This is a genomic window from Sphingomonas sp. PAMC 26605, assembly GCF_000241485.1.
Taxonomy (GTDB): domain Bacteria; phylum Pseudomonadota; class Alphaproteobacteria; order Sphingomonadales; family Sphingomonadaceae; genus Sphingomonas.
In genome coordinates this window covers 1,745,568-1,770,987 of record NZ_JH584241.1, presented here as the reverse complement: position 1 = coordinate 1,770,987, position 25,420 = coordinate 1,745,568, and the positions used below count along the sequence as shown (strand labels likewise).

The 25,420-nt window shown below is 67.3% G+C and carries 24 protein-coding genes; 11 read left to right on the top strand and 13 right to left on the bottom strand.

The window, feature by feature from the left end:
- Positions 1–285 precede the first annotated feature (285 nt).
- Positions 286–1,611, bottom strand: coding sequence for a hemolysin family protein (locus tag RH90_RS08145; protein ID WP_029625145.1), 1,326 nt, complete (start codon positions 1,609–1,611; stop codon positions 286–288).
- Here RH90_RS08145 and RH90_RS23390 point away from each other — a divergent pair.
- Complete coding sequence (locus RH90_RS23390; protein ID WP_157134554.1) at positions 1,610–1,792, top strand: hypothetical protein; 183 nt, start codon at positions 1,610–1,612, stop codon at positions 1,790–1,792. The genes RH90_RS08145 and RH90_RS23390 overlap by 2 nt on opposite strands.
- On the top strand, positions 1,789–2,469 hold the full coding sequence (locus RH90_RS08140; protein ID WP_010185022.1) for an OmpA family protein: 681 nt from the start codon (positions 1,789–1,791) through the stop codon (positions 2,467–2,469). The genes RH90_RS23390 and RH90_RS08140 overlap by 4 nt, the downstream gene beginning before the upstream one ends.
- A gap of 197 nt (positions 2,470–2,666) precedes the next feature.
- Here the strand turns inward: RH90_RS08140 and RH90_RS08135 are convergent, their stop codons facing one another.
- The gene (locus tag RH90_RS08135; protein WP_029625144.1) at positions 2,667–3,095 is read right to left on the bottom strand and encodes a nucleoside deaminase; all 429 of its coding nucleotides are present in this window, start codon (positions 3,093–3,095) and stop codon (positions 2,667–2,669) included.
- A 57-nt stretch (positions 3,096–3,152) separates the two neighbouring features.
- Positions 3,153–3,440, bottom strand: coding sequence for a hypothetical protein (locus tag RH90_RS08130; RefSeq protein ID WP_037493235.1), 288 nt, complete (start codon positions 3,438–3,440; stop codon positions 3,153–3,155).
- A gap of 182 nt (positions 3,441–3,622) precedes the next feature.
- Here RH90_RS08130 and rpmB point away from each other — a divergent pair, with 182 nt between their 5' ends.
- Positions 3,623–3,928, top strand: coding sequence for a 50S ribosomal protein L28 (gene rpmB / locus RH90_RS08125; protein ID WP_010185018.1), 306 nt, complete (start codon positions 3,623–3,625; stop codon positions 3,926–3,928).
- A 1-nt stretch (position 3,929) separates the two neighbouring features.
- Here the strand turns inward: rpmB and RH90_RS08120 are convergent, their stop codons facing one another.
- Positions 3,930–4,931 carry an esterase-like activity of phytase family protein gene (locus tag RH90_RS08120; protein ID WP_037492705.1) on the bottom strand — a complete coding sequence of 334 codons (1,002 nt, stop codon included), beginning with the start codon at positions 4,929–4,931 and terminating at the stop codon, positions 3,930–3,932.
- A gap of 150 nt (positions 4,932–5,081) precedes the next feature.
- On the opposite strand from RH90_RS08120, the gene RH90_RS08115 reads away from it, so the two are divergent.
- Positions 5,082–5,483 carry a glycine zipper 2TM domain-containing protein gene (locus RH90_RS08115; protein WP_010185014.1) on the top strand — a complete coding sequence of 134 codons (402 nt, stop codon included), beginning with the start codon at positions 5,082–5,084 and terminating at the stop codon, positions 5,481–5,483.
- Between the two features lie 324 nt (positions 5,484–5,807).
- Here RH90_RS08115 and phbB read toward each other — a convergent pair whose 3' ends face one another.
- The 4 genes from phbB to RH90_RS08095 form a co-directional block, all read right to left on the bottom strand.
- Positions 5,808–6,530: an acetoacetyl-CoA reductase gene (gene phbB / locus RH90_RS08110; RefSeq protein ID WP_010185013.1), complete on the bottom strand. Its 723-nt coding sequence runs from the start codon at positions 6,528–6,530 to the stop codon at positions 5,808–5,810.
- 37 nt (positions 6,531–6,567) lie between these two features.
- Positions 6,568–7,572, bottom strand: coding sequence for a ferrochelatase (hemH, locus tag RH90_RS08105; protein ID WP_010185012.1), 1,005 nt, complete (start codon positions 7,570–7,572; stop codon positions 6,568–6,570).
- Positions 7,572–9,821 (bottom strand): xanthine dehydrogenase family protein molybdopterin-binding subunit, encoded by a 2,250-nt coding sequence (locus RH90_RS08100; RefSeq protein WP_010185010.1) that lies wholly within the window; start codon positions 9,819–9,821, stop codon positions 7,572–7,574. The genes hemH and RH90_RS08100 overlap by 1 nt, the downstream gene beginning before the upstream one ends.
- A gap of 454 nt (positions 9,822–10,275) precedes the next feature.
- Positions 10,276–11,967, bottom strand: a complete 1,692-nt coding sequence (locus RH90_RS08095) for a class I adenylate-forming enzyme family protein (protein ID WP_010185008.1) — start codon at positions 11,965–11,967, stop codon at positions 10,276–10,278.
- A gap of 66 nt (positions 11,968–12,033) precedes the next feature.
- On the opposite strand from RH90_RS08095, the gene lgt reads away from it, so the two are divergent.
- From lgt to pgeF, 4 genes are all read left to right on the top strand, one after another.
- Positions 12,034–12,936: a prolipoprotein diacylglyceryl transferase gene (lgt, locus tag RH90_RS08090; RefSeq protein ID WP_010185007.1), complete on the top strand. Its 903-nt coding sequence runs from the start codon at positions 12,034–12,036 to the stop codon at positions 12,934–12,936.
- 121 nt (positions 12,937–13,057) lie between these two features.
- Positions 13,058–14,023, top strand: coding sequence for a class I SAM-dependent methyltransferase (locus tag RH90_RS08085; RefSeq protein WP_010185006.1), 966 nt, complete (start codon positions 13,058–13,060; stop codon positions 14,021–14,023).
- Positions 14,020–14,529, top strand: coding sequence for a GNAT family N-acetyltransferase (locus RH90_RS08080; protein ID WP_010185005.1), 510 nt, complete (start codon positions 14,020–14,022; stop codon positions 14,527–14,529). Before RH90_RS08085 ends, RH90_RS08080 begins: the two co-directional genes overlap by 4 nt.
- Entirely contained in the window at positions 14,526–15,284 is a 759-nt protein-coding gene (gene pgeF, locus RH90_RS08075) for a peptidoglycan editing factor PgeF (RefSeq protein WP_010185004.1), read from the top strand. Before RH90_RS08080 ends, pgeF begins: the two co-directional genes overlap by 4 nt.
- Before the next feature lie 120 nt (positions 15,285–15,404).
- On the opposite strand, the gene RH90_RS08070 is transcribed toward pgeF, so the two are convergent.
- Positions 15,405–15,785, bottom strand: a complete 381-nt coding sequence (locus RH90_RS08070) for a VOC family protein (RefSeq protein ID WP_010185002.1) — start codon at positions 15,783–15,785, stop codon at positions 15,405–15,407.
- Between the two features lie 94 nt (positions 15,786–15,879).
- Here RH90_RS08070 and RH90_RS08065 point away from each other — a divergent pair, with 94 nt between their 5' ends.
- Entirely contained in the window at positions 15,880–17,205 is a 1,326-nt protein-coding gene (locus tag RH90_RS08065; protein WP_010185001.1) for a cystathionine gamma-synthase family protein, read from the top strand.
- A gap of 176 nt (positions 17,206–17,381) precedes the next feature.
- Positions 17,382–19,979, top strand: coding sequence for a TonB-dependent receptor (locus tag RH90_RS08060; protein ID WP_010185000.1), 2,598 nt, complete (start codon positions 17,382–17,384; stop codon positions 19,977–19,979).
- Positions 19,980–20,019: 40 nt separating this feature from the next.
- Here RH90_RS08060 and murA read toward each other — a convergent pair whose 3' ends face one another.
- Positions 20,020–21,303: a UDP-N-acetylglucosamine 1-carboxyvinyltransferase gene (gene murA, locus RH90_RS08055; protein WP_010184999.1), complete on the bottom strand. Its 1,284-nt coding sequence runs from the start codon at positions 21,301–21,303 to the stop codon at positions 20,020–20,022.
- Positions 21,304–21,486: 183 nt separating this feature from the next.
- Between murA and RH90_RS08050 the strand changes: the two genes are divergently transcribed.
- Positions 21,487–22,185: a Crp/Fnr family transcriptional regulator gene (locus RH90_RS08050; RefSeq protein ID WP_051124646.1), complete on the top strand. Its 699-nt coding sequence runs from the start codon at positions 21,487–21,489 to the stop codon at positions 22,183–22,185.
- A 24-nt stretch (positions 22,186–22,209) separates the two neighbouring features.
- Here the strand turns inward: RH90_RS08050 and clpS are convergent, their stop codons facing one another.
- From clpS to RH90_RS08035, 3 genes are all read right to left on the bottom strand, one after another.
- Entirely contained in the window at positions 22,210–22,545 is a 336-nt protein-coding gene (gene clpS / locus RH90_RS08045; protein ID WP_010184995.1) for an ATP-dependent Clp protease adapter ClpS, read from the bottom strand.
- A 128-nt stretch (positions 22,546–22,673) separates the two neighbouring features.
- Positions 22,674–23,474: a phasin family protein gene (locus tag RH90_RS08040; protein ID WP_010184994.1), complete on the bottom strand. Its 801-nt coding sequence runs from the start codon at positions 23,472–23,474 to the stop codon at positions 22,674–22,676.
- A 121-nt stretch (positions 23,475–23,595) separates the two neighbouring features.
- Positions 23,596–25,329: a PHA/PHB synthase family protein gene (locus tag RH90_RS08035; RefSeq protein WP_010184992.1), complete on the bottom strand. Its 1,734-nt coding sequence runs from the start codon at positions 25,327–25,329 to the stop codon at positions 23,596–23,598.
- Between the last annotated feature and the right edge of the window lie 91 nt (positions 25,330–25,420).

Below are 25,420 nucleotides of genomic sequence, written 5' to 3'. Positions count from 1 at the left end.
AAGCGGCTGTACGCGATCACCCGGCTCGGCGCGCGCGTGACGATCACCGACGATTCGCTCGCCGACCAGCTTCCCATCGCACCCGCCGAGCCGATGCCAGTCAGCACCGCGCTTGCCGATAGCGGGCCAGCGGATCACGGATAAGCCCGCGCGATCCCATCACACCCGCCATCGCGCGCGGCAATGGATGCCGTGCCCGCCGGCGCGGTAGCACGACGCGGAACATGAAGGTCGTATCGAGGTCCGGCCCGGGTTCGCTTGGCCTACCCATAGCTGGCGCGCAGGCTAGCCCAGCCGGAACCCCGCTTCGCGCGCACGGCTCACCAGCAATTTGTCGATCCGCCGTCCGTCGAGATCGACCACTTCGAACTTCCACCCCTGCTCGACGAAGCTCTCGCCCTCGCCCGGCAGATGGCGGAACACCGCGAGCGCGAGCCCGGCGACGGTCGCGTAATCGCGCCCCTCGGGCAAGTCGATCCCGAGCCGCTCGGCCAGCGCATCGGCCGCCATGTTGCCCGCCACCAGCAGCGTGCCGTCGTCGCGCGTCACCACCGAGGGCGCATCGTCGGGGTCGGCATCCGAGGCGAATTCGCCGGCGATCGCCGCGAGCAGATCGGCGGGCGTGACGATCCCCTCAAAATGCCCGTATTCGTCATGGATCAGCGCCATCGGCACCTCGGCCTGGCGCAGCGCGTCGAGCGCGTCCATCGCGTCGATCTGGTCGAGCACGACCGGCGCCTGCCGCATCAGCGCGCGCAGATCGAACGCCCCGCCGCGCAGCAGCGCCGAGGCGATGTCGCGCGCCTGCACCACGCCGATCACCGTGTCGACCGAGCCTTCGGTCACCGGCAACCGGCTGTGCGACGCTTCGAGCAACGCGGCGCGGATCCCGGCATCGTCCATCGTCGCGTCGATCCACTCGATGTCGGTGCGCGGCGTCATCACCTCGCGTACCGGGCGGTCGGCGAGCCGCACCACGCCCGAGATGATCGAGCGCTCATGCTCCTCGATCACGCCCGACTTGCTCGCCTCGGCGACGATCAGATGGAGTTCCTCGGCGGTGACATGCTCCTCGCTCTCGCGCTTCAGCCCCATCAGCCGGAACAGCAGCCCCGACGACGAATCGAGCAGCCACACCAAAGGCGCGGTGACGCGCGCGAGCAGCAGCACCGGCCCCGCCATGATCGCGGCGAGCGGCTCGGGCGCGCGCAGCGCGATCTGCTTGGGGACGAGCTCGCCGATCACCAGCGAGGCATAAGTGGTGATGCCGATGACGAGCGCGAAGCCGATCGATTGCGTCGTCTCGGGACCGAGCCCGAGGAACCCGAGCCGCGCCGCGACCGGCCCGCCGAGACTCGCGCCCGAATAGGCGCCCGACAGGATGCCGATCAGCGTGATGCCGATCTGCGTCGTCGACAGGATCTTGCCGGGATCGGCGGCGAGCGCGAGCGCGGTGCGGGCGCCGCGCGTGCCGACCCGCGTCATCGCCTCGAGCCGCGCCTTGCGCGCCGAGACGATCGCGAGCTCGGACATCGCGAAGACGCCGTTGACAATGATCAACACGACGATGATCGCGACGTCGATCCAGGGAAAGGGGGGAAGCGGGGGCATGGCGCCCGGCACCTTTCGCGCGAATCGGATCATTGCACAACCGTTCTCGCGCGCGCTTGTTGGCGACGGCGTCGCGAAGCTTTGGGGCTGGACATCGGTGCGGAACCAGAACAACCGCTGCATCCGCCGGGTTGAACGCCCCGTACCGGCCCCATCGGCTGAAAAAGGGAAAGCTGCATGACGACGACCCTCCGCACCTTGGCGACCAGCGCCGCGCTCGGCGCGCTGCTCGCGACCGGCGCCTGCGCGACGCAGCGCGGGCCGGCGGCGGCGCACGCGTCGGACACGGCGGTCGGCGCGACTGGCGGCGCGCTCGGCGACTATCTGCTCGGCGACATCGTCGGGGGGCGACACACGCGTACCGCTAAGATCGTACGTGCCGGGATCGGCGGGATCCCGAGCGCGGGGATCGGCGCCTATATGGACAAGCAGGAATCCGAATTGCGCGCCCGCACCGCCGGCACCGACGTGCAGGTGACGCGGCGCGGCGACGATCTGATCCTGACGATTCCGTCGGGTCTCGGCTTTGCCTATAAGAGCGACGCGGTCGCGCCGGGGTTCCAGCCGACGCTCGACCAGATCGCGATGGTGCTCAAGGCGAATCAAGCCGCCTTCGTCGATATCTATGGGCATACCGATGCAACCGGATCGGACGCGTATAATCAGCGGCTGTCGGAGCAGCGCGCGACATCGGTCGCGGCCTATCTCGCCGCGCGCGGGGTCAACGCCGCGCGCCTTGGCACCATGGGTTTCGGCAAGACGCAGCCGATCGCTGCGAACGACACGCCCGACGGCCAGGCGGCGAATCGGCGCGTCGAGATCAAGATCGTGCCGATCGCCGACACCGATCTGCGCTGAGCCGCGGCATCGGTTGGCCGCGCCACGCCGTCCGCCACCCGAGCGCGGGAATTCGGACGGCCCCACCAACCGTCACCCCAGCGAAAGCCGGGGTCTCGTGGTTCTGGCGTACTGCCCCTGCCGGGAGACCCCAGCTTTCGCTGGGGTGACGCGTGCGGCGGACGGGTGGCTCGGCGCGGGGCGACAGCGCGCGTCGCTTACCGCCGCTCCGCAAAGAACGTCTTGAGCAGCCCCGCCGCCTCGCCCTCGCCGATCCCCGGAAAGATCTCGGGCCGGTGATGCACCGTCTCCTGCGAAAACAACCGCGGCCCATGCTCGACCGCGCCGCCCTTCGCATCGCTCGCGCCGTAATAGAGCCGCGCGATTCGCGCATGCGCGATCGCCCCCGCACACATCGCGCACGGCTCGAGCGTCACCCATAGATCGCACCGCTCCAGCCGGTCGTCGCCGATCGCCGCGGCGGCGGCGCGAATCGCCAGCATCTCGGCATGCGCGGTCGGATCGTGCAGCGCACGCGGGGCGTTCGCAGCGGTCGCGATGATCCGCCCGTCGAGCACCACCACCGCGCCGACCGGCACCTCGCCCGCGGCGGCAGCAGCAGCGGCGGCATCGAGCGCCGCGCGCATGAAAAGGGGCATGGGGATCACGACCGCCCCATGCCCCAATTTGCAGCGGATCGCTACTTACTGCGTCGTGACGCTGTTGCCGTTGGCGTCGGTCGGCTTGTTGACGTGGAGCGTCGGGACCGAGATCGTCTTGGTCGTGGTGGTCACGGTCGGAACTTCGATCGCTTTGTCTTCGCTACCGAATTCGACGGTCGCCATGTTCGCGCTGACCTCGGGCGCCTTGCCGCCATTGACGCTGACCGACGGCAGCGACCCCGCCCTCGTATCGACCTTGAGCAGACCGAGCGAGACGAGCGCGACCACGACCAGCGCCGCCAGGCCAACCAGAGCTAACAGAAACCGCATGATCTTCTCCAACAGCGCATTCGAATCGTTACCGTAACCAACGCCGCGTCCTGCTGAAGGTTGCACGTCGCGCCAAACCGCCCGCGAATCGCCGTGTGCGGTTGACCGAACCCCTTGTGTTCGGTATGCGCCCCGCCTTCACGAGCTGCTTCACGGCTCAATCTGGTATTCAGGAATTCAAGATGTCGCGCATCTGCGAACTGACCGGCAAGGGCCGGATGGTGGGTAACAATGTTTCCCACGCGAACAACAAGACCAAGCGTACCTTCCTGCCCAACCTGCAGAACGTCACGCTGATCTCCGACGCGCTCGGCACCAGCGTCAAGCTGCGCGTCTCGGCGCACGGCCTGCGCTCGGTCGAGCATGTCGGCGGGCTCGACAACTGGCTGGTCAAGACGACCGACGACAAGCTCTCGCTGCGCGCCCGCCGCCTCAAGCGCGACGTGTCGAAGAAGCTGACGGCCGCTGCGCCGCAGGCTGCCGCCTAAGCTATTCCTTCTTCCGGTCGGGCTGATGCCCGACCGGATCGAGCCTGAACTTGAACAGCAGGCTGCGCTGTAGCGCGAACTGGTTGTCGTCCGAGACGAGCCAGATGATCGTCGTGCCCGCTTCGCGCGTGGCGGCGACCCCCTCGAAATTGTCGTGCAGCAGCGGTGCCGCGATCGTCGCGATGTCGCGCCCGCGCACGCTCGCGCCGGGCTTGACCTGCTTCGGATCGACGATCGTCAGCGTGCTCGAAAAGCGCAGCTGTGCGAAGCGGCGGCTGAGGATCAGCCAGCGCCCGTCGGGCAGCACCGTCATGTCGGTCACGTCGTACCCGGCGGGCGGAACGAAGTTGAAGCGGAAGCCGCGCCGCGGGTGCGTGACCGGATCGCCATAGAAGACGATCCCGCCGCGTCCGGTCTGTCCCGGCCAGGGCGTGGTCTCGTCGATCGTCGCCATCCCGCCGCCGGGCAGCAGCGTCATCGCCTCGGGCCCTTCATTCTCGGGCCAGTTCTTCATCACCGGCGGGGCGACATGCGCGATCGCACGGTGGAAGCCCGCATCGTAGCGCCAGAATTGGTTGTAGCTCTCGAACCCGACCCATACGTCGCCGGTCGTGGGATCGACGCTCATCGATTCGCTGTCGCGGTCGCGCTTGACCCAGCCGGTGCCGGGGCCGTCGGGCAATGCGGTGATGCTACGGTCGCGCACGCGCCAGTCGTGCCCGAGCGTGAAGCGCAGCACGTCGCCGCCGTCGCTCAGCAGCGTGAAGCGGTGCCCTGCGACATGGAGCGAGGAGAAGCCCCCGAACGCCGGGTCGCCACTCGACAGCTTGATCCCGCCGAGCCACACCAGATCGCCCACCCTGATCGGGCGCGCATCGTCGAACACGAGATCGACCGGCTCGACATGGAAGGGATAGTGCGGATCGAACACCGGCCGCCGCGACGCCCCCATCCAGTCGGGCACAAGGAATAAACACAGCAGGACCGACCACATAATGCGCATCCCCCGCCCCTGCGGGAGGCACGAAGCGCGCGCAACCGCGTTTTGGTCAGGCCCCGCGATGAACGCCGGGTAACAAGCGCATTCAGGGTCGCCTCAGCGGGGATCCGCCATACGGCCCCTATCGGATCAACGCCTGCCAGGAGACGCACCATGATGAAGACGCTTACGCTCGCCGCCACCGCGATTGCCATGACCGCCTCGGGTCTGGCCGCAACTCCCGCCGCCGCGCAGCGCTACGACGACCAGGGCTATGCCTATGCCCAGGCGTATCGCGACGGCTACAATCGCGACGACGGCTATCAGGACCGCCGCGGCTATCGCGACGATGGCCGCCGCTACGACGACGGGCGCCGCTATGACGACCGCCGCTATTACAACCGCTCGCGCTGCCGCTCGGGCGAGACGGGGACGATCCTCGGCGCGATCGCGGGCGGGCTGCTCGGCAACTCGATCGCGGGACGCGGGGATCGCACGCTCGGCACCGTGCTCGGCGCAGGCGGCGGTGCGCTCGCCGGCCGCGCGATCGAGAAGGACGGGCAGCGCTGCCGGTAAGGCGCAGGCGCGGCCACGCCCGCGCCGGTGCGGGCAAGCCCGCAGCGCCTTACCCGGCCGGCGGGTCGGCCGTTAGGGCGAACCCGACCGACGGCGGCTTTGCCGCCGGCGCTGGACGGTTACAGAGTTACCCTCGGCGCACGCAGAGCGAGGGTGTGAGGCCGGTCTCTCCTCGAGGAGGCCGGCCTCTTCTTTTGGGCGAGGCTGCTGGGAAAACGCCGCCGGCAAAGCCGTCGGCCGGATCGGGGGTGAACCCCGTCCGCCGGCCGTGCCGGGCGCTCGCGCTTTGCGCGACCGGCGCGGGCGTGGCCGCGCCTGCGCCCGTCAGTACATATGCTGCCCACCATTAATCGACAGCGTCGAGCCCGTCACGAACCCGCCCTCCTCCGAGCACAGAAACGCCACCCCGCGCGCGATCTCGCTCGCCTGGCCCAACCGCCCGACCGGAATCTTCGCGACGATCTTTTCCAGCACATCGGCCGGCACCGCCGCCACCATGTCGGTGTCGATATACCCCGGCGCAATCGCATTCACCGTCACGCCAGCCCGCGCGCCCTCCTGCGCCAAGGCCTTGGTGAAGCCGTGGATCCCCGATTTCGCCGCAGCATAATTGACCTGCCCATATTGCCCGGCCTGGCCGTTGATCGACCCGATATTGACGATCCGCCCCCATTTGCGGTCGCGCATGCCGGGGAACACGCCCTTGGCCATGTTGAAGCACCCGCCGAGATTGGTGTCGATCACCTCTTTCCACGCCTGGTAGCTGAGTTTCATGATCGTCCCGTCGCGCGTGATGCCGGCATTGTTGACCAGCACGTCGACCGGCCCGAGATCGGCCGCGACGCGCGCGCAGCCATCCTGGCAGGCGTCATAATCGGCGACGTCCCATTTGTACGCGGCAATCCCCGTGCGCTCGGTGAAGTCGCGCGCGCGGTCGTCATTGCCGGCATAGGTCGCGGCGACGGTCATGCCGTGGTCCTTGAGCGCGAGGCTGATCGCCTCGCCGATCCCGCGGGTTCCGCCGGTTACGATCGCGACGCGTGCCATTCTACTCTCCTGAAAGGATCTTTGTCCGGCACCCACGCTAAGCGGCGCTCACCCAGCCTTCAAGTTCCCGCGCAAGTAAAGTGCGCAACATTTCGACGCCGACGTCGCTCGCGTTGAGGCACGGCAGATAGACGAAATGCGTGCCGCCCTTCTCCTCGAAGCTCTCGCGCCCGCGGATCGCCAGCTCCTCGAGCGTCTCGAGGCAATCCGCCGAGAAGCCCGGCGCGACGATCGCGATCTTGGTGATCCCCGTGGCGGGCAGCTCCTCGAGCGTGATGTCGGTCGCCGGCTCGAGCCATTTCGCGCGGCCGAAGCGCGACTGGAACGACACGACCAAGGGCTTGCCCAACCGCTCGCCGAGCAAACGCCCGGTCTTCTGGCAATGGCAGTGATACGGATCGCCCAGCTCGAGCGTCCGCTGCGGCATCCCGTGAAAGCTCGCGACGATCGCCTGCGGCTCGAAATCGAGCGCCGCGACGCCCGCCTCGATCGAGCGCGCGAGCGCATCGATATAGACCGCATCGTCATGATAGGGCGGCAGCGTGCGCAAAGCCGGCTGCCAGCGCATCTTCGCCAGCGCCTCGAACGCCTTGTCGTTGGCGGTCGCGGTCGTCGCGGCGCAATATTGCGGGTAGAGCGGCGCGACGAGGATGCGTTCGCACCCGGCATCCTTCATCGCCTGCAGCCGCTCGGGGATCGACGGTTTGCCGTAGCGCATCGCCCAGTCGACCATCACGCCCGGCCCGAACGCGCCCTGCAACGCCTTGTTCTGCGCCTTGGTGATCGCGGCGAGCGGCGATCCGTCCGCGCTCCACACCTGCGCATAGGCCTCGGCCGATTTCTGCGGCCGCGTGTTGAGGATGATGCCGCGCAGGATCGGCTGCCAGATGAGCGGCGGGATCTCGACCACGCGCCGGTCCGACAGGAATTCCGCGAGATAGCGTTTGACCGACTTGGTATCGGCGCCGTCGGGCGTGCCGAGATTGGTCAGCAAGACGCCGACTTTCCGCTTCGGGATCGGAGGGTGATCAGCAGGCAGCATCAGACAGTTCCGGGCATGAGCGGGAGCTTGCGCAGTCGATAGCCCGTAGCGGCTTGCAGCGCATTGGCAATCGCCGGTGCAACCGGCGGCACCGCCAATTCGCTCACCCCGCCGGGATCGGCCTCGCTCGGCACGAGCTCGACGGTGATGTCGGGCGTATCGGCGAGCCGCGGCAGGCCGAGCGCGCCGAGCCGCCGCTCGATCGCGAGATTGTCGCGGAAACCGATCGCCCCGCCGGTCGCCGCCGCCATGCCGAACAACAGCCCGCCCTCGATCTGCTGGCGGACGAGATCGGGATTGACCTGCCGCCCGCAATCGACCGCGGCGACGATCCGGTCGACGCTGACCGCCTGCCCCTCGCCGACATGCGCCTCGACCAGCACCGCGATATGGCTGCCGCGGAAGCTGTGGCAGGCGATCCCCTGCCCGCTCCCCGCGATGCCGCCCTCCCAGCCGCCGAGCGACGCCGCGGTCGACAGACACCGCGCCAGCCGCGCGTCGCCGCCGAGCATCCCGATGCGGAACGACAGCGCCTCGGTCCCCGCGACATGCGCGAGCTCGTCTAGGAAGCATTCGGTGAAGAAGCAGGTGTAGCTGTGCGCGCCCGATCGCCAATGCCCGGTCGGCACGCCGATCTCGGCGGGGTGATGATCGACCGCGAACGCCGGGATGCGATACGGCGGAATCGCGCCCGCGACGGCATAGGGGTCGCTCGCCCCGGCAAGCGCGAGCGCCCCGCCAACGCCGCGATCATGAGCGAACATGCGCCGCGCCAGCTCATGCCCCGTCGCCGGCGCGGCGATCTTCGCGGACAGGCCGAGGATCTGCCCGTTGCCGCCGAGCCGCGCGGTCATCCGCGCGCGCGCCGGCGGGCGATAGCGATCGTGCAGCAGATCCTCGACCCGGCTCCAGACGAGCTGGACCGGCCGCTTGATCGCCTGCGCGAGCACCGCCGCCTGCGCCGCACACTCCGATTCGAGCGCCGCGCCGAACGACCCGCCGATCAGCATCGGATGGACCAGCACCGCGTCCTCGGCGAGTCCGATCGCCGCTGCCGCAGCAGCCCGCGCGATACCGGGCGCTTGCGTCGGCAGCCACAGTTCGAGCCGACCGTGGCTCAGATTGGCGGTCGCGGTCATCGTCTCGAGCGCGGCGTGCGGCGCGAGCCCGACCTGATAGGTCGCAGCGACAAGGTGCGCGTCCTTGAACGCCGCCGCGACATCGCCCTGCGCGACCATCCGCGTGCCCGGCGCCGCGAGCGCGGCGCCCAGCGCGGCGTCGATGCTCGCGCTGCTCACCACCGGCCCCTTGGTCTCGAAGCGCGGCGCGAGCGCGTCGAGCGCCCGGTTCGCCGCCCACCAGGTGTTCCCGATCGCGGCGACCCAGCGATCGTTGGTCACGACCTGCAGCACGCCGCCGATCCGGTCCGCCGCGGCGCGATCGACCCGCGCCAGTTTGCTGTCACCGACCGGCCCCTGGCGGATGCTCGCGAACACCATGTCGGGCAGCCGCACGTCGCCGGCGAAGGTCGCCGACCCGTCGACCTTCGACGGCGCATCGAGCCGCGGCAGCGACTGGCCCGACAGGCGCCCGGCGGGATCGGTGCGCAGCGGCAGCGGATCGGGCAGCGCCACGCCGCCGAAATCGCGCGCCGCCTCGACCGCGAGCTCGCCGAAGCGCAGCCGGTCCTTGCCATGGACGACGAACCCGTCGCCGGTGCCGCACGCCTGCCACTCGACCTTCCAGCGCGCCGCCGCCGCCCTGCACAGCAGGATCCGCGCCGCCGCCCCGGCGTCGCGCAGCGGAGTCTCGAAGCTGCGCACCGAGCTCGACGCGGCGGTGAGCGTCAGGCCGGTGCGAACGGCATGGCTGTCGCGCCACTGCTTGAGCAGGCCGTTGTCGGGTTGCTCGAACAGTTGCTCGGCGCCGAACGGATTGGCGTAGAGCGGGTTGGCCGGCGCCGGCTCGACTCCCACGGTCCGCCAGTCGGCGCCGAGCTCGTCGGCGACGATCTGCGGCAGCGCGGTATAGACGCCCTGGCCATGCTCGGCCTGCGGCACCGCGACGGTGACGCGCCCGTCGTCGCCGATCTTGAGCCAGGCGCCGAAGATCGTCTCGCCTTTGTCGGCGGTGAGATTGCCGCGATAGCTGCGCGGCCACAGCTGCCACGCGACGACCAGCCCGACCCCTGCGCCCCCGCCGATCAGCAGCGTGCGGCGGTCGATATGCGGGAGCGTGCGGGATGCCATCGCCAAGCTCTATCGCGCTGCGCGGCAGGGTGCCAGTTCGCTGTGCGGGCCGTCGCCGCGCAAGCCGCCCCACAATCCTCCCCCGCCAGGGGGAGGTGGCGCGCGCGGCGTGACGGAGGGGGCTGGCGAGGCAACCGCTTCCGAGCTCACCCGCCCCGCGGCAATCCCACGCCGCGCCGCCACCGTCGCCCCAGCGAAAGCTGGGGTCTCCAGCCTGTGGGCGCAGCGCCATCCTCACGAGACCCCAGCTTTCGCTGGGGTGACGGGCGAGGGCCGCCCCGTCTGTTCTCGCTCTGTCCTACAACCCCGCTCTTATGCTATACCCGCGACAGCTCTTTGAAATCGTCGGCGCGCAGATTTCGATCTGCACACAAATGGAAACGATCGGCGCGGTAAACACCACGTCCGGGGGTCAATCGAGTCAACCGCGCCTCGGTTCGTCGCAAGAAGCGGGTCAGGCCGCCGCCGCGATCGCGCGATACTTGGCGCGGATCGACACCTTGTCGATCTTCTCGGTCCCCAGCCGCGGCAGCGCTTCGCTGGCGAACCAGATGCGCTGCGGCACCTTGAACGCCGCGATATGCGCGGACAGGAAGGCGCACAGCTCTTCGGTCGTCAGCGCCTCCCCCTCGCGGAGCAGCACCACCGCGCCCGGCACTTCGCCGAAGCGCTCGTCGGCGAGCCCGAACACCGCCGCCTCGGCCACCGCCGGATGCTGATAGATCGCCGCCTCGCCTTCCTGGCACGAGATGTTCTCGCCGCCGCGGATGATGATGTCCTTCTTGCGATCGACGATGAAGAGGTAGCGGTCCTCATCGAGATAGCCGATGTCGCCGGTCAGGAAATAGCGGTCGGCGGTGAACGCCGCGGCGGTCGCATCGGGGCGGCCGTAATATTCGGTGAAGTTGCACACCGAACGGATCGCCACCTCGCCGCGCTCGCCCTGCGCGACCGGCTTGCCATTGCCGTCGACGATCGCGAGATCGATCAGCGGCAGCGACGCGCGGCCCGTCGAATTGGGCTTGGCGAGGTAATTGTCGCGGAAATTGCCGCAACCGGCGCCATTGGTCTCGGTCAGGCCATAGCCGAGCAGCGGCTTGGGCCCGCCCATTTCCTCGGCGATGCGGCGGACATGCTCGATCGGGCGCGGTGCGCCGCCGGCGGCGAAGTCGCTGACGCTCGACAGGTCATAGGCGCTGCGGTTGGGGTGGGTCAGGATCTCGAAGCTCATCAGCGGCACGCCGACGAAATAGGTCACCGTCTCGGCCTGGATCAGCCGCATCGCTTCCTCGGCATCCCATTTCGGCATGAGCACGAGCTTGCGCCCCATCGCGAAGCTCTGGAGGAACACCGGCACCTCCGCCGTCACATGGAACAGCGGCACGTTGAGCAAGGTCGCGTGCTGCACCGGCGGCGCGACGCCGTCGGCGGTCGAAATCGACAGCATCACCAGCGCCTGCGCCAGATAATTGTACACCGCCTGCGTCACCGCGCGATGGTTGCTGATCGCGCCCTTGGACTGGCCGGTCGAGCCCGAAGTGAACAGGATCGTCGCGGAGTCGGTCGGTGCGACGTCCGGCAGCGGGGCGTCGTTCGACCCCAGCAACGCGGCCAGCGCGACGGCGAGCGGCTGGCTGTCCTCGACCGTCACCACCGCGACTTCGAGATCGGCGATCGCCGCGAGCCGTTTCGCACGCGGCGGATCGGCGAAGACGAGGCTGCATTCGACATCGGCCATCGCCGCGGCGAGCTCCTCGGACTGCCACCAGCCGTTGAGCAAGGTCGCGACGCCGCCCGCCATCGTGATGCCCATGTAGAGCACGATCCACGACGGCGAATTGCGCATTGCGATGCCGATCCGGTCGCCCGGCGCGACGCCGTGCGCGCCGACCAGCGTCGCCGCAACGCGCGCAGCGGCGGCATGGACCTCGCCAAAGGTCAGCCGCTCGTCCCCCGCGATGAGGAAGGTCTTGGCGGCATGCTCGGTGCAATAATGCGCGAAATAGGGCGGCAGCGTCTGCGGCACGCCGGTGATCAGCGGCAGGTCGTTGCCATCGATCTGGACCGTGCCGAGCGCGAGCGGGCCGCCCGGCCCGGTCATATGCGCGAGCGTCGCGTCCATCCGCTGATCGAGTTTGCTCGGCATTCGCGCTCTCCACTTGGTCTTATCGCCCGGGGCCATTATGGAGGCGCAAATTCCAGGGGAAAAGCCTTGATCCTGACTACCGCGCTCCCCGTTCTCGCTGCCGCTACGGCAGGCGTGGATCCGCATCTGCATTTTGCCGATCTGCACCTCAATCCGGTCGCGATCGACCTGCATTTCTTCCAGATCAAATGGTATTCGCTCGCCTATATCAGCGGGATTCTGCTCGGCTGGTGGTACCTGCTCAAGCTGATCGCGCAGCCCGGCAGCCCGATGGCGCGGCGCCATGCCGACGATCTGGTGTTCTACGCGACGCTCGGCATCATCCTCGGCGGGCGGCTCGGCTATGCGATCTTCTATGCGCCGCACCTGCTGACCTCGCTCGGGCTGTTCAAGCTGTGGGACGGCGGCATGTCGTTCCATGGCGGGATGATCGGCACCTCGATCGGCATCATCCTGTTCGCGCGCAGCCAGAAGCTCGATTGGCTGCGGATCCACGATTATCTGGCGTGCGCGGTGCCGTTCGGGCTGTTCTTCGGGCGGATCGCCAATTTCGTGAACGGCGAATTGTGGGGCAAGCCGGCGAATGTGCCCTGGGCGATCGTGTTTCGCGATACGGTGCAGACGGGCATGATCGAGCCCGCGCGGCATCCGAGCCAGCTCTACGAGGCGGGGCTCGAGGGGATCGCCTTGTTCCTGATCCTGTGGTTCGCCTTCTGGAAGACCAAGGCGCGCTACGAGCCGGGCAAGCTCGTCGGGCTGTTCCTGCTCGGCTACGGCCTCGCGCGCTTCATCGTCGAATTCTTCCGCGAGCCCGATTCGCAGTTCAGCGGGACCTTCTTCGCGACGACGATCCATATGGGCCAGGTGCTGACGCTGCCGATGATCGTCGGCGGGCTGTATCTGGTGCTCACCGCCAAGGGCCGCCGCCACCGCGTCGAGCCGATCGCGGGCGGGCAGAGCGTGGCGTGAGCGACCCTTCTGGGGGCGAACGCGACCTTCTTCCTCCCCTCCCGCTTGCGGGAGGGGGGAACTCGCCGACCGCCTCGCGCGCGCCATAACGCTCGCCGGACCGATCTCGCTCGCGCAGTACATGGCCGCCGCCAACGCGCACTATTACGCGACGCGCGACCCGCTCGGCGCCGCGGGCGATTTCACCACCGCGCCTGAGATCAGCCAGATGTTTGGCGAGCTGATCGGCCTGTGGTGCGCCGACCTGTGGGACCGCGCCGGTCGCCCCGATGTTGCGTGGGTCGAGCTCGGCCCCGGCCGCGGAACGCTCGCCGCCGACGCATGCCGCGCGATGGCCAAAGCAGGCTTCACCCCGCCGGTGCATTTCGTCGAGACCAGCCCCGTCCTCCGCGCCGCACAAACCGACCGGGCGCCCGGCGCGACCTGGCACGACTCGATCGACACGCTGCCGACCGACCTACCGCTGCTGGTCGTCGCCAACGAATTCTTCGACGCGCTGCCGATCCGGCAGCTGGTCAAGGGCGCGCAAGGTTGGTTCGAGCGGCTCGTCGCGTGCCAGGATACGCTGTTCCTCCCGATCGCGGGCAAGCAGATCCCCGACGCCGTCGTCCCCGAGACGATGCGCGACGCCGCCCCCGGCTCGGTGATCGAGACCTCGCCCGCCAGCGTCGCGATCCTGCGCAGCCTCGCGCAGCGGATCGTCGCACAAGGTGGCGCATTGCTCGCGATCGATTACGGCTATGACGGCCCCGCGCTCGGTGACACGCTGCAGGCGGTGCGCGGACATGCGTACGCCAACCCGTACGAAAACCCGGGCGAGCAGGACCTGACCGCGCACGTCGATTTCGGCACGCTCGCCGCCGCTGCTTTGGTCGAGCGAGCGCAGGTCGCGGGGCCTATCGGACAGGGCGGTTTCCTCACCGAACTCGGCATCGACGCGCGCGCGCTGGCCCTCTCGAAGGCCGCGCCCGACCGCGCCGAGCAAATCGCGCTCGACAAAGCTCGCCTGACACAGGAAATGGGCGACCTTTTCCAGGTCCTCGCCGTGTCCGCGCCGGGTTGGCCCAACCCGGCAGGTTTCGCATGATCAGCTATCGCGATGCGCGCACGATCGATGGCCCCGCTTTGGCAGCGATGGCGCGGCGCTCGTTTATCGAAACCTTCGGCACGCTGTATAGCGAAGCCGATCTGTCGGCGTTCCTCGATGAAGCGTTCGGCCCCAATGGCCTGCCGGCGCAGCTGTCCGACCCCGATTTCGCCATCCGCCTCGCGCTTGCGGGCGAGGAGATCATCGGCTACGTCAAGATGGGTCCGGTCACCTTCCCCGGCGAATGGCGGCCCGATGCGATCGAGCTCTATCAATTCTACGTGCTCGCCGACTGGCACGGGCAGGGCGTCGCGCAGACGTTGATGGCGTGGGCGCTCGATTTCTCGCGCGAACACGGCGCGCGCGAGGTGATCCTCAGCGTCTATGTCGACAACCACCGCGCACACCGATTCTACGAAAAATACGGTTTCGAGGACATCGGGCGGATCGCGTTTCGTGTCGGGGCGACGGTGGATGACGACAATCTGATGCGACTGGTGCTGTGATCGCCCCGGTTGAAATCCTCACCGCTGGCCCGCTCGCAGGCGTGGCGCACGGCTTTCTCGGGCGGATCGGCGGGGTCTCGACCGGAATCCATGCCGGGTTGAACGTCGGGATCGGATCGCACGACGATGCCGCCGCAGTCGCCGAAAATCGCGCGCGCGCGAGCGCGGCGGTGCTGCCCGGCGCGACGCTGGTGACGGTGTACCAGGTCCATTCGGCCGAGTGCGTGACGGTGCGCGAACCGTTCGACGAGCGCCCGCGCGCCGATGCGCTGGTGACCGATCGGCCGGGGCTCGCGCTCGGCATCCTGACTGCCGATTGCGCGCCGGTGCTGCTCGCCGACCGCGCGGCGGGCGTGGTCGGCGCGGCGCATGCCGGGTGGAAGGGCGCGCTCGGCGGGGTGACCGATTCGACGATCCTCGCGATGGAGGCGCTCGGCGCCCGGCGCGACCGCATCGCCGCGGCGATCGGGCCGTGCATCGCGCGGGCGAGCTACGAGGTCGATGCGGCCTTCGCGCAGCGCTTCGCGGCCGACGACCCCGCGAACGAGCGCTTCTTCGCCGAGGGGCACGCGGGGCATTTCCAGTTCGATCTCGAAGCCTATGTCGCGCACCGGCTCGCCGCGGCGGGCGTGACGCGCGTCGCGATGTTGGGCCTCGACACCTATGCCGACGAAGCGCGCTTCTTCAGCTACCGCCGCGCGACGCATCGCGGCGAGCCGGATTACGGGCGGCAGATTTCGATCATCGGGGTGTAGCGGTGTTCTCCCCTCCCGTTCAGGGGAGGGGCTGGGGGTGGGGCCGTGTCTCACCGAGCGTGGCGCCCGTTACTGCCCCACCCCAACCCCTCCCCTGAAGGGGAGGGGCTTTTCCGGTCATCAGCGCGTTCTGAATTCCTCGGGCGTCGTCAGCTGCGCCAGAATCAGCCCGTTGCCGTCGAGATCCTTCAGCATCGTGAACCGCCCCCACGGCTGCGCATCGACCGGCGATAACGGCACCCCCAGCGCGCCGATCCGCGCATACTCGGCATCGACATCGTCCACCCCCAGCATCAACCCCTGCACGCCCCCCGGCGGCATCGCGTCGAACCACGTCACCAGCGCGATCGTCGCGCCGCCGTCCTTAGGCTGAAGCTGGATCCAGCGCAGTTCCGGCCCCATCGGCTCGTCGCGCACCACCGTGAGCCCGATCACCCGCGTATAGAAGTCCAACGCCGCCGCCGGATCGCGCACCGGCACCGAAACCACCGCCACCGCCATATCGTGTCCCCTCGTCGCCCTACCGCGGCGATGGTATCAATTGACACTATCCCGCGTTAGATCAGCCTACCCTATTTTGAACGAGGAATGCAGCATGGCCGACGATCTCGAAACCGAAGCCGACCTGACCGGCGTCGCGCCGCGGACCAAGCCCAAGCCGTCGATCGAAAAGATCGGTGATCGCAAGCTGAAGCCGTCGACGCTGATGATGGGCCATGGCTATGACCCCGCGCTGTCCGAAGGCTCGCTCAAGCCCCCGATCTTCGCCACCTCGACCTACGTCTTCCCCAATGCGGCCGCGGGCAAGCGCCATTTCGAAGGCGTCACCGGCAAGCGTCCGGGTGGCTCCGAAGGCCTCGTCTATTCGCGCTTCAACGGCCCCAACCAGGAGATCCTCGAGGATCGCCTCGGCGTGTGGGAAGAAGCCGAGGACGCGCTCGTCTTCTCGAGCGGCATGTCGGCGATCGCCACGCTGTTCCTGTCGATGGTCAAGCCCGGCGACACGATCGTCCATTCGGGCCCGCTCTACGCGGCGACCGAGACGCTGATCGCGCGCATCCTCGGCCGCTTCGGTGTCAAGTGGCTCGACTTCCCCGCGGGCGCGACGCGCGAGGAAATCGACGCTGTCATGACCAAGGCGGCGACCGGTAACGTCGCGCTGATCTATCTCGAGAGCCCCGCCAACCCGACCAACGCGCTGGTCGACATCCAGGCGGTCGCCGCGAGCCGCGACGCGATCTTCACCGGTGACACCAAGCCGCCGATCGCGATCGACAATACCTTCCTCGGGCCGCTGTGGCTCAAACCGCTCCAGCACGGCGCCGACATCGTCGTCTATTCGCTGACCAAATATGCCGGCGGACATAGCGATCTCGTCGCCGGCGGCGTGCTCGGCTCAAAGGCGCACATCAACACGATCCGGCTGATGCGCAACACGATCGGCACGATCTGCGACCCCAACACAGCGTGGATGCTGATGCGCAGCCTCGAGACGCTCGAACTGCGGATGAGCCGCGCGGGCGAGAATGCGGTGAAAGTGTGCGGCTATCTGCGCACGCATCCCAAGGTCGAGCGCGTCGGCTATCTCGGCTTCCTCGCCGACAGCCCGGGCATGGAACGCCAGGCCGATATCTATGCGCGCCACTGCACCGGTGCGGGCTCGACCTTCTCGCTGATCATCAAGGGTGGCGAAAAGGAAGCCTTCGCCTTCCTCGATGCGCTCAAGATCGCCAAGCTCGCGGTGTCGCTCGGCGGGACCGAGACGCTCGCCTCGCACCCCGCGGCGATGACGCATCTGTCGGTCGCCGACGAGCGCAAGCAGGCGCTCGGCATCACCGACAATCTGGTGCGCATCTCGATCGGAGTCGAGGACGCCGATGATCTGATCGCCGACTTCGAACAGGCGCTCGCAGCGATCTGATCTTACGAAAAGCGATGTTTTTATGTCACATCCCGCCGCGTTACGGCGGGGTGTGACCATACCCAGACTAGGAATTCATCGACACTTCATCAAACCATCACGTTCCCCAGCGCACATCGCCGAGGCCAGTCAACGGTCCGCTTGCGATAAAAATCGATGCGTTTTGGGAGAGTTGTATGAAAGTTCGCAGCCAGCTGCAGTGTGCCTTGTCCGTTGCGGCGCTTGCCGCCGCGCTGCAGGCGACCCCGGTCCTCGCGCAGGCGGCGACGTCGCCCGGTCCGGTCGCGCAGCCGACCGACGCGCAGCAGCCCGTCGCCAGCCCGCAATCGACTTCGGCGAGCGCGACCGCGGCGCCCGGCGGAAACGTCGACGACATCATCGTCACCGCGCAGAAGCGCAGCCAGTCCTTGCAGAACGTGCCGATCGTGGTGACGACCGTCACCAAGCAGCTGCTGCAGGATTCGGGCGTCAAGGACATCAAGGACCTCGCGTTGCTCGCGCCGGGCCTGCTCGTCACCTCGACCAGCAGCGAAGCCTCGACCACCGCGCGCATCCGCGGGATCGGCACGGTCGGTGACAATCCCGGGCTCGAATCGTCGGTCGGCGTGGTAATCGACGGGGTTTATCGCTCGCGTAACGGCGTCGGCTTCGGCGATCTGGGCGACGTCGAGCGGATCGAAGTGCTGAAAGGCCCCCAAGGTACGCTGTTCGGCAAATCGGCGACCGCGGGCGTGATCAACATCATCACCGCGCTGCCGCAGTTCAAGTTCGGCGCCAATGCCGAATTCACCGCGAGCAATTACGGCGGCTTCGGCGGCGCGGCGCAGGTAACCGGCCCGCTGTCCGACAAGGTCGCGGTCAGCCTCTATTTCGCCGATCGCCAGCGCGACGGCTTCTTCAACGTCAACACCGGCCCCGGCCCGCGTACCGACACGCGCGACACCAACCGCAATTTCTACACCGGGCGCGCGCAGATCCTCTACAAGGCGACCGATGCGCTGACGCTGCGGCTGATCGGCGACATCTCGCACCGGAGCGAGGATTGCTGCATCGCGGTCATCACCCGCGCAAGCCAGGCGCCCGCGCCCAACCTCGCGCAGAATATCGTCGCGGCACTCGGCGGCAATGACGGCAACCCCGCGCGCCCGTATGACCGCAACGCTTATTCGAACCGGCCCGATCATCAGACGATCGTCGACAAGGGCGTGTCGCTACAGGCCGATTGGGCGGTCGGACCGGGCTCGCTGACCTCGATCACGGCGTATCGCGACTGGAAGACGCGCGGCGGGTTCGATGCCGATTTCTCGACCGCGGACATCGACTATCTGCCCGACGACGATCGCAATTCGTCGCAGTTCCGCACCTTCAGCCAGGAGCTGCGCTATGCCGGCACCGCGGGCAAGCTCGATTATCTCGTCGGCGGCTTCTATTCGCACGAGCGGCTGCGCCAGAATACCGCCGTGCTGGTGGGCTCGCAATTCACGCCGTATCTCAGCCTGTTGTTCTCATCGCTGGTCGAAGGCCATCCCGATCCGACCTTCCTGCAGACCGGACTCACCTTCCCGTTCGTCGGCGGGGTCAATTACGCGGCGAACAGCGGCGGGGTCGATCGCTATCGCCAGACCGACGACACCTATGCGATCTTCACCGACAACACGCTGCACCTGACCGACAAATTCTCGCTGCAAGGCGGCGCGCGGCTGAACTTCGACGACAAGGCGCTCAACCAGACGAGCACCAACATCGGCGGCGGCGCGGGCTGCGGTGCGGCTAATGCCGCCTTCGGCATCCTCAACAGCGTCAATCCGACCGCGGCGTCGCAGCTCGCCTCGGTCAACGAGACGCTGTGCCTGCCCTTCCTCAGCCCAGGGTACAACAATTTCACCAACCGGCAGAAGGAAAGCGAGACCGCGCTGACCGGCACCGTCAAGGCGGTGTACCGCTTCGACCCCAATCTGTTGGTCTATGCGTCCTATGCGCGCGGCTACAAAGCGGGCGGCTTCAACCTCGACCGCGTAGAATGTGCCGTCGGGCAACCGGGCTGCGCGGTTGGGAGCGCGGCCGTGATCACCCCGATCCGCAACACCCAGTTCGGTCGCGAGACCAACAATTCGTTCGAGCTCGGCGAGAAGGCGACGTTGTTCAACCGCAAGCTGCTGTTCAACGTCTCGCTCTTCTATCAGCGCTATGCCGGCTTCCAGCTCAATTCGTTCAATGGCCTGGTGTTCGTGGTCGATTCGATCCCGCATGTCGTCAGCAAGGGCGTGGATACCGATTTCGTGTGGTTCGCGACGCCCAAACTGAGCTTCCAGGGCGGCCTTACCGTCGCCGACACGCGGTTCGACCTGACCGCGTCGGAACTCGCCGGGCTCAAACTGCGCACAGGGTATCAGGGCGGTCAATATTCGCGCGTGTCGCTGGCGCCGCTGTATTCGGCATCGCTCTCGGGCAGCTATACGCAGGATCTGGGCGAGAATTACAAAGCGCGCTTCACGATGGGGGCGAAATATTCCTCGCGCTACAACACCGGCTCGGATCTCGATCCGGGCAAGTCGCAAAAGGGCTATATCGTCTCGAACATCCGGCTCGGCGTCGGCCCGCGCAACGACCGCTGGAGCCTCGAGGGCTGGGCGGAGAATCTGTTCGACACCAATTACAAGCAGGTGGCGTTCGATTCGGGCTTCCAGAACGTGCCGACCAACGCGACCGGCACGCTCGACGCCTTCCTCGGCGCGCCGCGGACCTATGGGCTGACGCTGCGCGCGAAATACTGAGCGGTACGGCCCCCGCCCGGCCACGCGCCGGGCGGATCGCTCAGCCGTCGCCGACGCGTTCGATATCGGCGCCGACCGCGCTCAATTTCTCCTCGAGCCGCTCATAGCCGCGATCGAGATGATAGACGCGGCTGACCTGTGTTTCGCCCTCGGCGACGAGGCCGGCGATGATCAGGCTCATCGACGCGCGCAGATCGGTCGCCATCACCGGTGCACCGACCAGCTTGGGCACGCCGCGCACGACCGCGGTGCGGCCCTGCACCAGGATGTCCGCCCCCATGCGGGCAAGTTCGGGCACATGCATGTAGCGATTTTCGAAGATCGTCTCGGTCAGCACGCTCGCGCCCTCGGCCATGCACAGCATCGCCATGAACTGCGCCTGCATGTCGGTCGCAAAGCCCGGGAAAGGCGCGGTCGACAGCGTCAGCGGCTTGATCCCGCCCGTGGCCGAAACAAGCAGATTGTCGCCGCGCTCCTCGAGCGTCACGCCAGCGGCAATCAGCGCCTGCGTCGTCGCGCGCATGTCGTCCAGCTTGATCCCGACAAGCTCGACCGATCCGCCGGTGATCGCCGCGGCGCAGGCATAGCTGCCCGCCTCGATCCGATCGGGCATCACGCGATAGGTCGCACCGTGGAGCCGGTCGACGCCTTCGATCTCGAGCGTCTCGGTCCCGATCCCGCTGATCTTCGCGCCCATCGCAACGAGCAGATTGCACAGATCCACGATCTCGGGCTCGCGCGCGGCATTCTCGATACGGCTGCCACCCCTGGCGAGCACCGCCGCCATCACGACATTCTCGGTCGCGCCGACCGAGACGATCGGGAAAGTGTACGTCCCGCCCGACAGCCGCCCGCCCGGCGCGATCGCCTTGACATAGCCCGCCGCCATTTCGAGCTGCGCGCCGATCGCCTCGAGCGCCTTGAGGTGCAAGTCGATCGGGCGATTGCCGATCGCGCAGCCGCCGGGCAGCGACACCGTCGCCTCGCCCGCGCGGCCGATCAACGGCCCGAGCACGAGGATCGACGCGCGCATCTTGCGCACGATGTCATAAGGGGCTTCGGTCGCGGTGAGCTTGCCCGCGCGGATCGTCATCACGCGGCCGAAATCCTCGGGGCGCGCACCCTCGATCCGGGTCGAGCAGCCGAGCTGGTTGAGCAGATGCCCGAAACTGTCGACATCGGCGAGCCGTGGCAGGTTGCGCAGCGTGACGGGTTCCTCGGTCAGCAGCGCGCACGGCATCAGCGTGAGTGCAGCGTTCTTGGCGCCCGAAATCGGAATGCGGCCGGACAGGCGGTTGCCGCCGCGAATGAGAATACGATCCATGCCTTCGTTTATCGCCTCGCCTGAAACGCGCAAGCACGTTACATCTTGCGCACGAGGTCCAACCCGCGTCTCGACCGGTTGATCGACTTTAATGCATTGTTTCTTGCGCGCTGCTTTGTGTACCTAATCAAAGGGGATTTTTCGCGCGTGCCAGGTAGTTACTTCGCCGACCGTTTGGCCGGGATGGTAGTGTTGAGCGAAAACGAACGGCTTGCGCTGGAACGGCTGGAGGAGCGTGAGCGGCCGATCCGACGCGGCATGACACTGCACCGCGAACGCGAACCGACCAGCGACATCTACATCCTGCGCCGGGGCACGATGATGAGTTCGGTGCTGCTCGACGACGGGAGCCGGCAGATCCTGCGCTTTCACTTTCCCGGCGATATGCTCGCCGCCGCGGCGATGGTCTATCGCGAGGCGCCCGAAACGATCACCGCGCTGTCCGACTGCCTGGTCGCGCCGTTCGAACGCACGGCGTTTGCCGCGCTCTTCACGCAGCAGCCACGGCTCGCCGCCTTGATCATGGTCTATAACCAGATCGAGCGCGCATCGCTGACCGATCGGCTCGCCGCGCTCGGGCGGACATCGGCCAAGGCGCGCGTCGCCGCGATCCTGATCGAGATGCGCAACCGGATGCGGATCGGCGATATCGACGGCACGCAGAGTTTCGTCTTGGGCTTGACGCAGGAGGAGATCGGCGATGCGACCGGGCTGACTGCGGTGCATGTCAATCGCATGCTGCGTCAGCTCGAAGAAGAGATGCTGATCGCGCGCGAAGGCGGACGCGTCACCTTCCTCGACGAACGCGCGATGCTCCGCACCGCGAATTATATCGATCGCTACGCCAAGCTCGATCTCGATTGGCTCCCGCCCGCGGGGTGATCCGCCGTCAGGGGTTCGGCCGGCTCACGCCTTTTCGAGCGTGCACTGCAGCGGATGCTGGTTCTGCCGGGCGAAATCCATCACCTGCGTCACCTTGGTCTCGGCCACTTCATAGGTGAAGGTACCGCACACGCCCACGCCCTTTTGATGGACGTGGAGCATCACGCGCGTCGCCGCCTCCATGTCCATGCGGAAATAGCGCTGCAGGACGAGCACGACGAATTCCATCGGCGTATAATCGTCGTTGAGCAGCAGCACGCGGTACGGCGTCGGCTCCTTGGTCTTGGTGCGCGTGCGGGTCGCGACGCCCGCGCCGGTACCTTCCCCGTCATCGGTGCCATCGTCACGGCGTTCCGCCATCGAGATTCGGGTGCTGTCGATCATGTGTCGCCAAAATATGGCATTGCCAGGGGGAAGGGCAAGAGGCGCAGATACGAAAAGGGCGGCCCGTCGCCGGACCGCCCCCATTCGTCGAAGGGTCGAAACGCTTATGCGGCGACCTTGATCTTCTCGGCGGCAACCGCGACGCGGTTCGAGATCGGCTGGGCGATCTCACCGGCGAGCTTGAGCATCGATTCGGTGTTCTTCGAGGTCTCGGCGACCATCGCGTCGAATGCGCTGCGCATGTAATCGCTCTGCAGCTTGAGGAACTCGGTCGGCGACTTGACGCTCGACAGCGTCTTCATCGCGGCGGTCGCGCTCTCGAGCTGCTTGCGGCCATATTCGGCGGCGTCTTGGCCGAGCGTCTCGATGCCCTTGGCGGCGATCTTCGACGATTCGACGAGCGCCTCGATATTGCCCTTCGAGAAGTCGTTCATTTCTTCGATCATCTTCGAACCCTTTTCCATCGCGGTCTTGGTGCGATCGTTGACGTCGGCGAACATCGCCTGGGCGCGCGCCTGGGTGTTTTCGGTGGCGGACTGAACGGTTTCCATGATCTCGGCTTCCTTTTGGACGACGGCCGCCGCGGGTGCGACGACGGCTTGGGGGGCTGGCGGGGTAATCGCGGGTACAGGCGGCGGCGCGACGGGTTCAGGCTCGGCCGGCACCGCAGCCGGTGGAGCCGATGCTGCGACGGGCATGGCGGGCTGCAGCGCGGCGCTCACCGGCGCAGCGGCTGGCTTGGGCGCAGCAGCCGCGCGCTTCTTCGACGCAGCCGGCTTTGCAACGACAGGATCAGGGGTAGCGGCGAGCGCGGCGGGAATCGATTCGGACGGCGCAGCAACCGCAGCGGCGATCGAATCGATCGAGGGCGGGGTCGCGGGGGTCTTCGAATCGTTGCCGGCCATGACGGGATTGCTCCTGCTCTATTGCTGCGTCGCAATATACACCGACGCAGACGCATTTACAATAAAAATGTTGCACTGCAACATAACCGTAACGACCAAGCATCTGCGCACTTTTTCGCGGTCAGCGCGCCCTGACATACTCGCCCGGCGCGTCGCCGAGCGTCGGCAAGGTGCCCTCGCCGGGCCGCCGTGCCCCCGTCGCCACGACGCTTTCGTTGCCGTGCTCGCGCAGCCAGTCGATCCAGTCGGGCCACCAGCTGCCCTTGGTCTCGACCGCGCCCGCGATGAACTCGGCAAGGCTGGTGACAGGATTGGCGTTGCGCCAATATTGGTATTTTCCCGCACTCGGCGGGTTGACCACGCCCGCGATATGACCCGAGCCCGCCAGCACGAAGGTGCGCTCTCCGCGGAACTGCTCGGTCAGCGCCCAGACGCTTTCCGCCGGCGCGATATGATCCTCGCGCCCGGCCTGGATATAGGCCGGGGTCTCGACCCGGCGGAGATCAATTGGCACGCCCAGCGCGCTGAGCGCCCCCGGCTCAACGAGCAGATTGTCGCGATAGAGGTCGAGCAGATAGCGCATGTGCCACGCCGCCGGCAGATTGGTCGTGTCGCCATTCCAGTGGAGCAGGTCGAACGGCGCATAGTCCTTGCCGAGCAGATAGTTGTTGGTGACGTAATTCCAGATCAGGTCGCGCCCGCGCAGCTGGTTGAATACCGACGCCATGTAGCGTCCGTCGAGGAAGCCTTCGGGGGTCAGCGTCTTGAGCAAGGCGAGCTGCTCGTCATCGACAAAGTGCAGCAGCTCGCCGGCCTTGGTGAAATCGACCTGCGCGGTGAAGAAGGTCGCGGTCGCGACCTTGTTCGCCTCACCACGCGCTTCCAGGATCGCGAGGGTTGCGGCGAGCGTCGTCCCGGCAACGCAATAGCCGATCGTATGGACCGCGGGCACGTCGAGCCCCCCCCGGATCAAGTCGATCGCCTCGATTTGCGCGGCGATATAATCGTCCCACACCACGTCCTTCATGCTCGCGTCGGCCGAGCGCCACGAGACGAGGAAGACGCTGATCCCCTGCTCGACCGCCCAGCGGATGAAGCTCTTTTCCGGGGTCAGGTCGAGAATGTAGAACCGGTTGATCCACGGCGGGAAGATCACCAGCGGCGTAGCGAGCACGCTTTCGGTCGTCGGCGCATAATGGATCAGCTCGTAGAGCTCGGTGCGATGGACCACCTTGCCCGGTGTCGTCGCGAGGTTGCGCCCGACCTCGAACGCGCTCGCATCGGTGTGCGTCAGCTGCCCCTTGGCGAGATCGGCGAGCATGTTCTGCAGGCCCTTGAGCAGATTCTGCCCGCCGGTCTCGAGCGTCTTCTCGAGCACCTCGGGGTTGGTCGCGGGGAAGTTCGACGGGCTGACCGCATCGAGGAAGCCGCGCGCGGCAAAGCGCATCTGCTCGCGTTGCTTGTCGTCGACGCCCTGCACCGCCTCGACCTGCGCGAGCATCTGGTCCGAGAACAGGAAATAGCTTTGCCGGATCCAATCGAACAGCGGGTTCTCGCGCCAGCGCGGATCCTTGAAGCGTTTGTCGCGCACCTGGGCGGGGGTCTCCTCGACCGGCTCGGCCTGGCCGGGGACGAGCAGGCGCTGCCACAGCGTCAGGCTGTCGGTCCAGAAGTCGCGCGCACGTTCGAGGGTGTCGGGGTCGGTCAGGCCGGGGATCGCGGGCACGCCGGGCTCGGCCGCGCGCAGAGTCGCGAAGCCCTGTTCGATCAGCATCTGCTGCGCGCGTCCCAACAGCCAGGTCCAGTGCTGCAAGTCGGCGAGGCTCGGCGTCGCGGGCGGTGATGAATCGGCCATGGCATCCTCTACGCTTTTACCCACAGGACCTTAGCCCGATCCGGCGGGCCACGAAACCCAGACGCAAAGCCGGGTGACGAAGCGTGCACGA

Bases quoted from the DNA above. Each gene is read 5' to 3' on its own strand.
- RH90_RS23390 (WP_157134554.1), top strand. From the start codon at position 1,610: ATGGCGCCCGGCACCTTTCGCGCGAATCGGATCATTGCACAACCGTTC.
- RH90_RS08145 (WP_029625145.1), bottom strand. From the start codon at position 1,611: ATGCCCCCGCTTCCCCCCTTTCCCTGGATCGACGTCGCGATCATCGTC.
- RH90_RS08140 (WP_010185022.1), top strand. From the start codon at position 1,789: ATGACGACGACCCTCCGCACCTTGGCGACCAGCGCCGCGCTCGGCGCG.
- RH90_RS08135 (WP_029625144.1), bottom strand. From the start codon at position 3,095: ATGCGCGCGGCGCTCGATGCCGCCGCTGCTGCTGCCGCCGCGGGCGAG.
- RH90_RS08130 (WP_037493235.1), bottom strand. From the start codon at position 3,440: ATGCGGTTTCTGTTAGCTCTGGTTGGCCTGGCGGCGCTGGTCGTGGTC.
- rpmB (WP_010185018.1), top strand. From the start codon at position 3,623: ATGTCGCGCATCTGCGAACTGACCGGCAAGGGCCGGATGGTGGGTAAC.
- RH90_RS08120 (WP_037492705.1), bottom strand. From the start codon at position 4,931: ATGCGCATTATGTGGTCGGTCCTGCTGTGTTTATTCCTTGTGCCCGAC.
- RH90_RS08115 (WP_010185014.1), top strand. From the start codon at position 5,082: ATGATGAAGACGCTTACGCTCGCCGCCACCGCGATTGCCATGACCGCC.
- phbB (WP_010185013.1), bottom strand. From the start codon at position 6,530: ATGGCACGCGTCGCGATCGTAACCGGCGGAACCCGCGGGATCGGCGAG.
- hemH (WP_010185012.1), bottom strand. From the start codon at position 7,572: ATGCTGCCTGCTGATCACCCTCCGATCCCGAAGCGGAAAGTCGGCGTC.
- RH90_RS08100 (WP_010185010.1), bottom strand. From the start codon at position 9,821: ATGGCATCCCGCACGCTCCCGCATATCGACCGCCGCACGCTGCTGATC.
- RH90_RS08095 (WP_010185008.1), bottom strand. From the start codon at position 11,967: ATGCCGAGCAAACTCGATCAGCGGATGGACGCGACGCTCGCGCATATG.
- RH90_RS08085 (WP_010185006.1), top strand. From the start codon at position 13,058: ATGGCCGCCGCCAACGCGCACTATTACGCGACGCGCGACCCGCTCGGC.
- RH90_RS08080 (WP_010185005.1), top strand. From the start codon at position 14,020: ATGATCAGCTATCGCGATGCGCGCACGATCGATGGCCCCGCTTTGGCA.
- RH90_RS08070 (WP_010185002.1), bottom strand. From the start codon at position 15,785: ATGGCGGTGGCGGTGGTTTCGGTGCCGGTGCGCGATCCGGCGGCGGCG.
- RH90_RS08065 (WP_010185001.1), top strand. From the start codon at position 15,880: ATGGCCGACGATCTCGAAACCGAAGCCGACCTGACCGGCGTCGCGCCG.
- RH90_RS08060 (WP_010185000.1), top strand. From the start codon at position 17,382: ATGAAAGTTCGCAGCCAGCTGCAGTGTGCCTTGTCCGTTGCGGCGCTT.
- murA (WP_010184999.1), bottom strand. From the start codon at position 21,303: ATGGATCGTATTCTCATTCGCGGCGGCAACCGCCTGTCCGGCCGCATT.
- RH90_RS08050 (WP_051124646.1), top strand. From the start codon at position 21,487: ATGGTAGTGTTGAGCGAAAACGAACGGCTTGCGCTGGAACGGCTGGAG.
- clpS (WP_010184995.1), bottom strand. From the start codon at position 22,545: ATGGCGGAACGCCGTGACGATGGCACCGATGACGGGGAAGGTACCGGC.
- RH90_RS08040 (WP_010184994.1), bottom strand. From the start codon at position 23,474: ATGGCCGGCAACGATTCGAAGACCCCCGCGACCCCGCCCTCGATCGAT.
- RH90_RS08035 (WP_010184992.1), bottom strand. From the start codon at position 25,329: ATGGCCGATTCATCACCGCCCGCGACGCCGAGCCTCGCCGACTTGCAG.